At 49.0% G+C, this 13168-nt stretch carries 10 protein-coding genes; 8 read left to right on the forward strand and 2 right to left on the reverse strand.

The features are described from left to right. Positions 1-84 precede the first annotated feature (84 nt). Complete coding sequence (locus tag H9I36_RS05560) at positions 85-462, reverse strand: magnesium and cobalt transport protein CorA (RefSeq protein ID WP_187384389.1); 378 nt, start codon at positions 460-462, stop codon at positions 85-87. A 289-nt stretch (positions 463-751) separates the two neighbouring features. Between H9I36_RS05560 and H9I36_RS13040 the strand changes: the two genes are divergently transcribed. The 5 genes from H9I36_RS13040 to H9I36_RS05585 all read left to right on the forward strand — a co-directional run bounded on the left by H9I36_RS13040 (position 752) and on the right by H9I36_RS05585 (position 6362). Then, on the forward strand, positions 752-1915 hold the full coding sequence (locus H9I36_RS13040; RefSeq protein ID WP_187384390.1) for a GGDEF domain-containing protein: 1164 nt from the start codon (positions 752-754) through the stop codon (positions 1913-1915). Positions 1916-2132: 217 nt separating this feature from the next. After that, positions 2133-3413 carry an extracellular solute-binding protein gene (locus H9I36_RS05570; RefSeq protein ID WP_187384391.1) on the forward strand — a complete coding sequence of 427 codons (1281 nt, stop codon included), beginning with the start codon at positions 2133-2135 and terminating at the stop codon, positions 3411-3413. A 192-nt stretch (positions 3414-3605) separates the two neighbouring features. Further along, positions 3606-4433 carry a PHP domain-containing protein gene (locus H9I36_RS05575; protein WP_187384392.1) on the forward strand — a complete coding sequence of 276 codons (828 nt, stop codon included), beginning with the start codon at positions 3606-3608 and terminating at the stop codon, positions 4431-4433. 96 nt (positions 4434-4529) lie between these two features. After that, the gene (locus H9I36_RS05580; RefSeq protein ID WP_187384393.1) at positions 4530-5456 is read left to right on the forward strand and encodes a carbohydrate ABC transporter permease; all 927 of its coding nucleotides are present in this window, start codon (positions 4530-4532) and stop codon (positions 5454-5456) included. A 24-nt stretch (positions 5457-5480) separates the two neighbouring features. Beyond that, entirely contained in the window at positions 5481-6362 is an 882-nt protein-coding gene (locus tag H9I36_RS05585; RefSeq protein WP_187384394.1) for a carbohydrate ABC transporter permease, read from the forward strand. An 88-nt stretch (positions 6363-6450) separates the two neighbouring features. Here the strand turns inward: H9I36_RS05585 and H9I36_RS05590 are convergent, their stop codons facing one another. Then, positions 6451-7884: an LTA synthase family protein gene (locus H9I36_RS05590; protein ID WP_187384395.1), complete on the reverse strand. Its 1434-nt coding sequence runs from the start codon at positions 7882-7884 to the stop codon at positions 6451-6453. Between the two features lie 294 nt (positions 7885-8178). On the opposite strand from H9I36_RS05590, the gene H9I36_RS05595 reads away from it, so the two are divergent. The 3 genes from H9I36_RS05595 (at position 8179) to H9I36_RS05605 (ending at position 13161) form a co-directional block, all read left to right on the forward strand. Further along, positions 8179-9216, forward strand: a complete 1038-nt coding sequence (locus H9I36_RS05595; protein ID WP_187384396.1) for an MraY family glycosyltransferase — start codon at positions 8179-8181, stop codon at positions 9214-9216. Between the two features lie 52 nt (positions 9217-9268). Continuing rightward, positions 9269-10333, forward strand: a complete 1065-nt coding sequence (locus H9I36_RS05600) for a glycosyltransferase family 4 protein (protein WP_187384397.1) — start codon at positions 9269-9271, stop codon at positions 10331-10333. Between the two features lie 122 nt (positions 10334-10455). Then, positions 10456-13161, forward strand: a complete 2706-nt coding sequence (locus H9I36_RS05605) for a YidC/Oxa1 family membrane protein insertase (protein ID WP_187384398.1) — start codon at positions 10456-10458, stop codon at positions 13159-13161. Positions 13162-13168: the final 7 nt, after the last annotated feature.

Genomic DNA, 13168 nt, shown 5'->3' on the forward strand with positions numbered 1-13168 from the left:
AGAGAGACCGCTGCCGAAAAAACAGCACCGTTGCCGCATCGGCGGCGGAAAAATCGGAGCGCGCCCGCGAGGGTTTATTGAATTTTATTTTTCAAGCCAGCTTTTCAATATGCGGGCGACGGCATCGGGATTCGTTTTTGCCATGCGTGCGATATCGGTCGGATTTCGAACGGAAGTCCCCTGCCCCGTCTGCTTTCGCGGAGCGGTGAAGATGCCCCTTGCCGTGCCGTAGTCGATCGCTTCCTGCAAAACGGCGAGTTCGCGCAACACCTGCCGTTCATCGCGGGGATCATACTTTCCGAGCCTTCGGATCGTGGCAGTAAGCGAACTCCGTTCGCTGTCTGAAAGATGCAGATACCGGAAAACGGCTTCGCTCGCATCGCTCCCCAATTCGCCGAGCAAAATCGCCGCTTTTTGAATTCCGGGTATATTCGGATACGCCGTTTTGATAAAATCGCTCATGTATGCCTCGAAAATCGCAGAATGCCGACCGTCGTTTTATTTGATATACTGTATCGGAAATCGTACAAAAAAGATAGGGCATCTCGAAAAACTGACCTTTAGCGATTTTTTCGCGATACTGACGAGTTGTAAGTCGCTGTAGTATCGCGAGCTACAACATCGCATTTTCAAAGTTACCTCTAAAAACTGCAATTTTTAGAGGTTCCCGATAGTACATTTTTTTGTTTTATATTATAATAAAAGGGTTGTTTACCTATCGTCTGAGGTATAGACAGGAGGGAGGGTTCTTGTGGTATTCACGTATGTCGTCGCCTATTTTTCCGTAGCCGTCGTCTGTTTCGCTATTGCCGTTGTCATCGGAACAAAGCTCACACGCGATGTCGGAAGCGAATTGGAAATGCGCGCATTCAAAGGCGTCATTTCCGCATACGCCGTTTTTTTAATAACGAACGCGGTATGGGTATGGTGCAATTACGGCTACCTTCCCGCTTCATGGGGCTATCTGCTGAGCAGCATGAATATAATCGCACTGGGCTTGTGCGCATTCTTTTGGTTCCAATACACGGAATTGAAACTGCAGTCGACGCTGTGGCAATCGAAAGTATTTCGCTATATCTACCCCATACCGATGTGCATCATCGCGTTGCTCGCTCTTTCATCTTCTTTTACGGGATGGCTTTTTTATTACACGGCCGAGGGCAAGTATGTACACGGTCCGCTCTACACTCTTCAGCTCGTACTCGATATTTTCTATCTTGCATTCGCATCCGTTCATGCCGTCATCGTTTCCAAGCGTACAAAAATCGCTGCAAAGAAAAAAGAATACTTTACGCTCATCGCGTTTTTGTTTTGCCCCTTCGCCGCCGGTGTCATCGATGCGATAATCCCGAACTTGCCGATCGTGGAAACGGCGATGCTGTTTGCAATCTTTATCGTTTTTGCAAATCTTCAAGAATCGCAGATTTACAGCGACGCGCTCACAGGATTGAACAACAGGCGGCTCGCCGACGAATGGCTTTCGAATAAGCTCCCGTCGGTTTCCCCGCTTCGCCCGCTCTATTTTTTTATCACCGATATAAACAGTTTTAAACACATCAACGATACGTACGGACATTTGGAAGGCGATAACGCGATCAAAACCGTCGCGGAAACATTTCAGGATATCGGACGGCTGTATCACAGTTTTATCGCACGCTGGGGCGGAGATGAATTTATCATAATCGCCGAAGCCCAACACATACCGGAGCCGGAATCGTTCATGCAAACGATACGGGATATGCTTATCGAAAAATTGCAAAAGAGAGAACTTCCGTACGAACTGACGCTCAGCATCGGCTATGCGATATGTACCGCAGCCGACGAATCTCCGGCATCTTTCATCGGCCGTGCGGACAATATGCTGTATGAGGATAAAAACAGGTATTACCGTACAGGAAAACACATCAGAAGATAAACGCAGGGCGGGTCTTTAAGAAGTTCCGATGCGGCTGTCCGAAAAGCACCAGACTTTTGAGACAGCCTTATTTCTTTAATGTACTTGTGTGATACCGCAAAAGCCGTATAATTTAATTTACATTTAATTTTTATTTTTAATTTTTTCTTGCGCGTTTTTCGTTCTTGTAGTATACTTATTCGGATATAGCTTTTCCAAAGTATGGAGGAAAAAGAATATGAAAAAAATGATGATGCTGTGCGCGATCGCCGCCGCAGCGCTCATGGTGACTTCGTGCAACAAAAAGCCCGAAGCCGTCACCATCGAGTTTTGGACGCATGAAGATGCTAACCGCCAAAAGCTTGAAGACCGCTACATTCAGGAATTTACTGCAGCTCACCCGAACGTCACGGTAAACGTAACGCGACAGGGTGCCGCAAAGCTCATCGAGCTCGTTCAGACGGCTTTTGCCGCCGGAAGCGGTCCGACGATGTTCAACCTTTCCATAAACGATGAATACCCCTATATTACGGCAGGCCGCGTCGCTGCGATGAACTACAAAGCGGCAGGCTATAAAGACGCTTCGGAAGTCATCAATGCGTATGCGCCGAAAATGCTCGACCCCGTTACGGTAAACGGACAGGTATATGGACTCCCGCTCGAATTGACGAACTGGTGCATCTATATCAATAAAAAAGTATTCCGTTCGGCAGGTCTCGATCCCGAAAAAGATTATCCGAAAACGTGGGAAGACATGGTAAAAATTTCCCAAAAGATCGTTATCAGAAACGGCGACATCATTACGCGGCGCGGCTACGACTTCCGCTACAAATATTATCTTGAAAACAACGTCCCGATGGTGGAACAGCTCGGCGGGAAGCTTATCAGCGACGACGGAAAAGAAGCGATCGTCGGAAAGGACGCATGGGTCGCGTTCCTCACGTATATGCAGCAATGGGGTCCGAACGGTTTGAATCTCGGCTCTCCGACATACAAAGCGGGACGCTCTGTGTTCAATGCGGACAACAACGACCTCGCAATGTGCTCGACCGGTTTATATCAGGAAGCACGCATACGGCATGACAACCCCTCTTTCTACGAATCGGGCGAATGGATGGTCGTTCCGTATCCGAAATTCGAAAACGCCGTCAAAGACGTCGCAGCATGCTATTACGGCCACTATTACATGGTCAACGCCGATGCAACGAAAGCTCAGCAGGAAGCGGCATGGCAGCTCATCTCCTATATGCTCAGCCACGGCGAAGAGTACCTTTCCGAGGTCAATATCATCCAACCGACGACGGCGCTTTTAAATAGCGACACGTTCAAAAAGATGCCGTATTCCAGCGTATTCGCAGGTGACCTCGAACGCGGACACATCGTGTACTACGGATCAAGTTCAACCGCGATCCAGAGCGCGATCGGAACGGCGGTTGAGAGCGTTATGCTGCAAAACGTATCGCCCGAAACCGCTTACAACACGCTCAAAAAGACCGTTCAGGAATTGATCGAACAGTAATTTGAAAATGTGAGTTGTAATTCGCGATACTGCAGTGGGATACAACTCACAGTTACAGGACGGTTTTCTCACTGTAATAACAAAAGGGGCTGTCCGAAAACTCTTGTTTTTGGACAGCTTTTTTATGCCGATTATCCTATCACCGATAAACAGGTTTTATACTTTAACGTATCGGATCATTCGGAGCAGCAGGTGGATTTTTTTACGCAGGACGAAGTGAATCTTCATACGCATTGCAAATACTGTAGACATGCCGTCGGGGATGTGAGCGACTATGTCGACGAAGCTCGAAAAGACGGAATCAGATTGCTCGGCATGAGCGATCACTGTCCCGTGCCTGACGACAGGTGGCACAGCGCCCGTATGTTTTATTCCGAAATCGACGATTACCAAAGGGACTGTGAAAACGCGATACGCAATGCAGGTGATATGCACATCTTCCGCGGATTCGAAACCGACTACCACAAAGATTACGTTTCATATTATCGCGACGAACTGCTCGGCGAACGGGGCTTCGACTATCTCCTGCTGGCCGTCCACAATTATTATGCGCCTGACGGAAGCGATATCATGATCCCCGACTGTCCGATAAACGATAAAGCCGTGCTGCACACGTATACGAAAACGCTTATCGAAGGTATGCAGTCGGGATTATTTTTGTATGCGGTACACCCCGACCTCTTTGCCGCATCCTATCTCGAATGGGACGAGGAAGCGAAAGCCTGTTCGCGCGATATCCTCGCATGCGCAGAAGCCGTGCACATGCCGATAGAGATAAACGGTCAGGGCATCCGCGCAAAAAAAGTCGTATCGTCGAGCGGCGAGCGTTACCGTTATCCGATTCAGGAATTTTGGAATCTCGCCGCCGAATACGACGTCTCTGTCGTCACTGCGGCCGACTGCCACAAACCGGAAGATATGCTCTCGTCGAGGAAAGCGTGCAAAGAAATCGCTGCAAAAGCGAATCTCACGTTTGCGCGATATGCGATCGACGAAAACCGAAAGATCGTCATACGCTGAAAAGTGTGCTTTGCCGGAGCGCCATTATCGTATGGAGGAATGATACAAAGCATCGTCTGAAATATCGTCATCGCTTTTTTATGGAGGAAATTAAAAATGGCTAAAACAGTAAAACACTACAGCATCGAAAAACAGCAGGCGCGGTGGGGATTTGCGTTTACCCTGCCGAGCCTTGTCTTCTTTGCCGTATTCAGTTTTTATCCGATCATCAACGCATGTATCACGAGTCTTACAAACAAACAGGCGATTTCGCGGACGTCGAAATTCGTCGGTTTGCACAATTACGTGTATCTCTTTACGCGCGACAACGGCGGCTTTTCGCTTTTAAACTCCATGCGGGCGACTATCACTTTTACCTTCGGCACCTTTGTTCCGATGGTCATCCTCGCGCTCATCCTTGCGGTACTGCTCATGCAGCTGCGCCGTTCGTCGCAAAAAGGCTTTTTTCAAATTTCGTTCTACATGCCCGCCGTTCTTTCATCCGTCGTCGCCGCCGCAATTTGGATGATTCTCTTCGATCCGCGCGGGCTTTTCAATCAGCTGTCAAATGCGATTTTACTTACGAAAGGAAAAGATTACCAGTGGCTCACCGACAATACGATGCTGCAGATTTCCACGATGATCGTATACTTTTGGAAATACATCGGCTATTTCGTCATCCTCTTTATCACGGGGCTCGCTTCGATCCCGCCTTCCATCTACGAAGCCGCGACGGTAGACGGGTCGAACAAGTGGCATGCGTTTTTTCATATCACGCTGCCGCTCTTAAAACCGACGATCGTGCTCGTGTCCATCATGGCGATGCTCCAGTGTTTGAAAACCTTCAGCACGCAGTATATGTTCGCGCAGGGAGGTGCGGCGCGGCATCCCATCGACGTCATCACGATGAATATCTACTTTACGGGTATCAGAAACGGTCAGCTCGGCAGAGCGAGCGCCATGTCGATCATATTATTTTTAATAATGCTGCTGTTCACCTATCTGCAGTTCACGCTGTCGAAAACCGACGATGTGGAATATTAATAAGCGCATTTTATTGGAGTTGCTATGAATACAAATAAATATGTCGGAAGAGTGGGTATCGGAGAGATCGTCGCGTGGATAGCGCTTTTTATCGTATTCTTTTTTACGATAACGCCGATCCTCTTTATGTTCGTCGCGTCGTTTATGGATGCGCGCCAAATTCTCGCAATGCCATTCCGCTGGATCCCCTCCCGCGCGTACTTTACGAGCAAAAACAGAACGTTTTTAACAAATTTTATTAAAGCGATTTTCGGCAACAATCAAAATCCGGTATATATGCGCAATATCGCAAACTCGCTCATCGTCGCACTCACGTGTGCGGCAACGACGGTTTTGCTCGCCTCTCTTTGCGGTTACGGACTTGCGAAATTCAAATTCAAATCGCGGAATCTTATCTTTATGTCGATCATGGCAACGATGATGATACCGTTCGAAGCGATTATGATCCCGCTGTACATGGTCGCAACGAGCATGCACATGATAAACACCTACCAGGGACTCATCATCCCCTTCCTCGTATCGGCTTTCGGCGTCTTTCAAATGAGACAGTATCTTTTGACTTTCCCGACCGAATACCTCGATGCGGCGCGCGTCGACGGCTACAACGAATTCAACATCTACAGCCGCATCGTTTTGCCGAACTGCGGACCGGTCATAGCCACACTCGGCATCCTTTCGTTCAGAAATCAGTGGGACAACCTTTTGTGGCCGCTCCTCGTCGCGCAGAGCGAAAAGATGAAAACGATCCCGCTGTACATCACGAAATTCAGCGAAGAAAAACAAACCGATGAAGGCGCTATGATGGCGTGCGCGCTCCTTGCATCGATTCCGATGTTCATACTCTTCGGCGCCCTGTCGAAATACTTTATCGGAGGAGCGGAAGTCTACGAATCGAGAAAAGGCTGAAACACTTTTGACGGTCTGTCCGAAAATGTAAAAACTCGGACGTTTTTTTCGAATTCGGCAGGCGGCTTCGGATAGCACTGAAGCCGCTTCAAAATCGGCGACGCTCTTTCAGCGCTTCGTACTGCTGCGTCCGCTTCATGAGTTCGGCGTTCACTTTTTCGGCGCCGTACTCTTCGACGAGCGTTTTATCGCCCGAATAGAGCGAGCGACCGAATCCGAGAGCGCGGCCTTCGATCGTGCAGCCGATGCTTTCGAGCATCGTCGGAAACATATCGTAGGGTGCAAATCGCCTGTTCTTTTGCACGGATTGCGGAGGTGTCAAAGCGGAATTGACGATGAGGTCGAGCCAGCGCCGTTCGGCGTTCGCACCGTGAACGGGACTTTCATCGACGATAAAATTATTGTGCGGCGCGACGAGAAAATTGTGATCGCCCATGATGACGACGGTCGTATTATCCCACCACGGCTCGCCTTTCATCCAGCCGATGAGTTCGCTCACCTGTTTGTCGGCGCAGCGAATAACGTTCATAACTTGGCGCTTATCCGTATCGGGGCAGAGCGGACACTTGTAGCCGTCCGGAAAATGCGTGTCGACGGTAAGCATGCCGAAAAAAAACGGTTCATCGCCCTTTCCCAATTCTTCGAGTTCGCGACGGGCGAGCGGATAGAGCTTTTGATCCTCGAATCCCCAAAACACTTGATAGTTCATCGGAATCAAACCCTGCGCTTTGTACCAATGAATGTCGTGAATTTCGACACCGTGGTTTTCGAGAAAGATGTCGCGGTTTTCAAACTGTTTGTCGCTCCCGAACGAAAAGCGGCAGCGGTAGCCGTTTTCGCTTAAAATATCGGTCAGCGCGACGGCGCCTTGCAGACAGCTGAGTTTTCCGTCTTCATTTTTTGCAAAGGGAGAAAAATACGGCAGTCCGCTGAATTTCGAAATGATGCCCGCAGCCGTCCACGACGTACCGTCAAGGTTTTCTCCTCCTCCGAGTTTTTCGTTTTGGCTGAAATTGACGTTCGCCTTTGCGAGCGACGTGATACCGGGCATGAGGTTTTCACGAAGGAGGCCGCCCTCTTCGATCGACGTAAACGAAGATTCGACCGACTCCATAAAGATGACGACGAGGTTTCGCTTTTTTTCGGGGAAGGTAATACGGGTCAAGGCGGGATCGACATAGTGCGCATCGTAAAAATCGGAATGCACCGGAGTTTTGTGCACTTCGTATAAAATCGCAGGATATTTCCACGCACGGAGCATAACGACGGTTATCGCGGCGCCCAAAATCAGATACGAAATGCCGAATACGAAACACTTGTCCGCATCCGCCAAAACCGAATGGAATTTCCGCCCCGTGATTTTTTTATACGCTTTTGCGAGGGCGAAATTGCACAGCAGAACGAGGGCGTATATGCTTGCTGCCGGCAGGATGACGCCTTTACAATACGATAAAAACGTTCCCGAATCGTGCCCCTTCATATTTGCGCCGACGACGAAAAACACCGCATAGGCATTGTCCATCGGATACTCTATTAGAGACCAGCGAAGCGCAAATAAGAGAGCGACGGCAAGAACGCATAAAAAATGGGCGATGATTAATTTAATTGATATTCTACGCATGAATCACAAATCCGTTGCGCTACTGTAACAAAAAAGTATAATCTGTACAATACGTACGGCGCAACCGAATCACAACCCCGAAGCAAATCGCAGGATTATTAAACCCTCCGCACGAATAAAAGCAAAAGCGAGCGTGCACATGAACGAGCGAGATGTTGCAAAAGGCGCTTCTATACGGTATCATATATAATCAATATGTGGATTTCAACCGTTCTCTCATTTGCATTGAGCGCTTGCTCTTTCCCCTTTATCATAGCACTCTGCAAACGCTATCAGCTCTACGATCCCGTAAGCGCGAGAAAAATCCACTCCGGCAATATCCCCCGCTTGGGCGGCATCGGTATCGTCGGTGCATATTACGTGAGCCTGTGCGTCTATTCGCTTGTTTTAAAAAGGCTTTCCCTCTTGATCCTTCTTCCGATTTTTATTTCCGGTCTCATTATCTTTGCGTTCGGCGTATTGGACGATCTGCGTGCCATGCGGCCGGTATATAAACTCATCGCACAGATTATCGCCGCATGCATCGTCATATACGGAGGCTTCGAATACCGGCAAATATTCGGTATCATCCTGCCGCGCTGGATAAGCGTACCGTTGACGGTCCTTTGGATCATCAGCATAATCAACGCGTATAATCTTATCGACGGTCTCGACGGTTTATGCGGCGGACTTGTCCTCCTTACGGCGCTTACGCTTTTTATCCTTTTTCATACGATCGCAAATCCGATCGCACAAGCGTTTTTACTGATTGCGGCTTCCGTATTCGGTTTTCTTTTGTTTAACGAACCGCCTGCAAAAATTTTTATGGGCGACGGCGGAAGTCAATTTTTAGGTTTTATCATAGCGACGGCGCCGCTGTGCCTTGCTTCGCAGTCATTCGAATTTAATAAACTGCTGATGATGTGCGTACTCATGTCGATTCCGATGCTGGACACGCTCGCCGCCATTTGGCGCCGCCTTCGCGATCATCGTCCCATCATGAGTCCCGACCGCTCGCACTTGCACCATAAATTGCTCAATATCGGCTTTACTGCCAAACAGGCAATGATTACGCTTGTTGCCATTCAAGCGATTCTGTGCAGTGCGGTTTGTTTTACGATATGCTTGAACAGAACACAGAGTACCGTTTTGCTTTCCATCACATACGCTTTTATGATTTTCTTTTTTTCGATAATTCATTTTATAAACAGGGCTGTCAATAAGAGAAAGAGCGCGGAAACGGAATTAAACTGATGCCGGTAAAAACCGTACACGCGGCGTATTGCGATATATTTTCGAGGAGTCGATGACGAAGCTTCTTATCAACGGAAATTTTTTGTGCCGGAATCTCACCGGCATCGAGCGCTTTGCATGGGAAATCTGTGCGCGGTTCGATGCGCTCCTCGCTTCATCCGACGACGTATCGATTTTCGTTCCGGTAAACGCAAAGCGTGTTCCCGAATACGCTCATATCAAAATTATTAAATCGGATACGGCGCTCAAGAGCTTTCCGCTTTGGGATACAGTCGTATTCGCAAAAGCATGCCGCACTCACGGCGCAATTGCGCTCGACTTTTCAAATACGGCGCCGCTCGGAAAAACCTGCGGCGTAGCGTTTATCCACGACATATACGCAAAAGACTTTCCGAACGATTTCACGTCCTTCCGCGACAAGCTCGTCGCCGCCTATTGCCGCTTCCATTACCGGAATATCTGCAAAAACGCGCGCCTCGTCTGCACCGTGTCGCATTTCAGCAAAGAGAGAATTGCGAGCGTCTACGGCGTTCCGGAAAGCCGCATTGCCGTCATCGAAAACGGCTGGGAGCATTTTAATGAAGTGCAATCCGATGCGGGCGTCTTTGTGCGTTTTCCTAAATTAAAAAATAACAATTATTATTTTACGCTCGGCAGTTTGAGCAAACGGAAAAATCTCGCATGGATAGCATCTCATGCGGCTCGGTATGCAAACGAGCTTTTTGCCGTCAGCGGAAAAGCGATCAGCGCTCTCGTGCCGCGCGAACTCGAATCGCTGAAAAAACTTTCAAATGTCGTGCTTTTGGGTTACGTATCGGACGGAGAAGTAAAAGCGCTCATGGAAGCATGCAAAGCCTTTATCTTTCCGTCGTATTATGAAGGCTTCGGCATACCGCCGCTCGAAGCGCTTTCGTGCGGCACACGCGTCATCTGCGCAAACTCGGCGAGTCTGCCGGAAATCTATCGAAACTGCGTGCACTATATCGATCCGAAAAATTCTGCCGTCGACCTTCCATCCCTGCTTGCACAGCCTGTGACCGCTCCCGATGAAATCCTCGCTGCCTACACGTATGAAAACGCCGCGAAAAAATTATACGCCGCGCTCAACAGCTTGTAGTCTTATCGGCAGGACTGCTGCAAGTCGATAAAAGCCGAATACGAAATTCGCTTTTACGTATACTCGAGATCGCTTTCACGTTTCATTGAAAAATATTTTCCCTTGCGCTATACTTTTCAATTATGACTCATTTTCTCTATACTCTTATCATCTATCCGCTCTATCAAATCATAGAATTCGCATTTAAATTTTTCGGCGATGTTTTCAAAGATACCGGTATCTCCGTCATCGGCGTCAGCATGTCCGTTTCGATACTCTGCCTGCCTCTGTATATCGTCGCCGAACGGTGGCAGCAGATCGAACGCGATACGCAAAAAGCGCTTGAAGGCGGCGTAAAGCGCATCAAATCGGTTTTTTCAGGTGACGAACAATACATGATGCTTTCGACGTATTACCGACAGCACCGCTATCACCCGCTCATGGCGCTCCGCTCTTCGTTCGGCCTTTTAATTCAAATTCCGTTTTTTATCGCAGCCTACGTTTTTCTTTCAAATCTGTCCGCGCTGAGAGGCGAACACTTTTTGTTTATCCGCGACATGGGAGCCGAAGACGCTCTCTTCCGCATCGGAAACTTTCCCGTAAACGTGCTTCCGATCGCGATGACGCTTATCAATATCGTCGCAGGCGCCGTCTATACGAAAGGCTTTAAGCTTAAAGACAAACTGCAGATTTACGGTATGGCGCTCGTGTTTCTCGTCCTCCTGTACAAATCGCCTGCGGGACTCGTCCTCTACTGGACGATGAACAACGTCTTTTCGCTCGTAAAAAACATTTTCTACAAAATAAAACGACCGCTTCTTGTCCTGTATGTCATACTGTGCACCTGCATTTTAGGAGCCGATTATTTTTTGCTCTTCAAACACGGTGGTCTTTTGCACAAACGGCTTTTGCTCGTCTCCGTCATTTCGCTGCTGCTTCTCGTACCGCTCGCCGTAAAGCTTTTGCAGCGCCTGCTCGACACAGCCCTTTCCCCGCTCGTCGAAGATAAAAAGCTGCGCTTTGCGCTTTTTATCGCTTCGGCCGTCTCGCTGTGCCTGCTCGCAGGCTTTGTGATCCCTTCCTACGTTATCAATTCTTCCGCCGTGGAATTCGCCGACGTCGACGGCTACGGAAGCCCGATCGCCTTTTTGCTCGAGTCAACGACCCAGATGCTCGGTCTCTGCATCTTTTGGCCGGTGTGCATTTACTTTTTATTCAGTGTCCGCATACAAACGCTCATCACGCTTTTTTTGACAACGACGCTCATAGCGGGCATGGTCAACACTTTTTGCTTTTCGGGCGATTACGGAACACTTTCGCGCCTCATCACTTTTTCGACATCGATTGCGCGGCCGCCGATATTAATAATAATTATCAATATCCTTACCATGCTTGCGGTCATCGCTTTTCCGATCGTCGTCGTCGCGCTCCGGCGGCAGAAGATTTTACAAGGCATCGTATCCGTCGTCCTCATCGCAGAATGCGCCGTAACCGCCTTTCACGCTTTTTCGATACAGAGCGCATACCGCTCGTATAAAAAAGATATTGCGCATTCGATTGAAGAAGCGTCTTCGGTTACTCCGGTATTTCACTTGTCGAAAGACAAATTAAACGTCGTCACCTTTATGCTCGACAGAGCGGAAAACGCCTACGTCAAACCGATATTCGACGCGTATCCCGAATTGTACGATCAGTTCGAAGGTTTTACCCTGTATAAAAACACGGTGTCCTATAATCAGGGAACGCTGCTCGGCGCGCCCCCGCTTTACGGCGGCTACGAATACACGCCCTACGAAATGAACAAGCGTGCCGACGAAAAACTCGTCGACAAACACAATGAAGCGCTGCTCACCGTGCCGCGCATCCTTACCGAACAGGCCGATTTTCTGGCAACGGTTTCCGATTTGAGCTGGGCGAACTACAGCTGGATCCCCGACATGAGCATCTGCGATCCGTACGAAAAGATCACCGGCGTCAATACCGAGCGGAAATACACGAGCCTTTGGATAAAACAAAATTCCGACAAAGTAAAACCGAATATCACGAGTACCGCCCTCAAACGCAATCTCGTGTGGTTCAGCTTGTTTAAAATGGTTCCCGTCGTCATGAGAGACAGCGTGTACGACGACGGATCGTGGTGGTCGTCGGACAGCCGGACAAACGACAATACGGAATTCATCGACTACTATTCGGCTCTCGCGTTTTTGCCCGAGCTCACCGATTTTACCGCCGACACGAATATGTACTGCATGATCGTAAACGAAACGACGCATTCCAATCAAACGCTGCAGGCACCGGACTTTACGCCTGCGGCAAAGGTAACCGACAGAGGCCCTGAAGCCATCGCGGATTTCGGCGGCATAGGCGGAAACGTCGCAGCTTTCAAACTGCTCGGAAAGTGGTTCGACTATTTGAAAGCGAACGGCTGCTACGACAATACGCGCATCATCCTCGCAGCCGATCACGGTATCGGAACGTCGGACGGCAAAAAACTCGACTTTCCCGATGACTGGCCGATGGCATACAATCCCGATCACCTGCACCCGCTTTTGCTCGTAAAGGATTTCAACGCTTCGGGAACTCTGACGATCAATCACGATTTTATGACAAACGCCGATGTACCGTCGATCACGCTGAAAGATATCGTAAAAAATCCTGTCAATCCGTTTACCGAAAAACCGATCGCCCCGATTCCGCCGAGCGAAAAAAAAGCGTCGGGCGTCGTGCTGACGCATAACTGGCAGCCGGGCGCAAATTTGATTAATAAATTTCGCGTGCCCGATGCGGACTGGTACACGATTTCAAAGGATATGTTCGACGCTGCAAACTGGCAGCAGGGCGTTCACTGATCGAAAA

The sequence above is a fragment of the Treponema sp. Marseille-Q4130 genome, from assembly GCF_014334325.1.
Classification (GTDB): Bacteria; Spirochaetota; Spirochaetia; order Treponematales; family Treponemataceae; genus Treponema_D.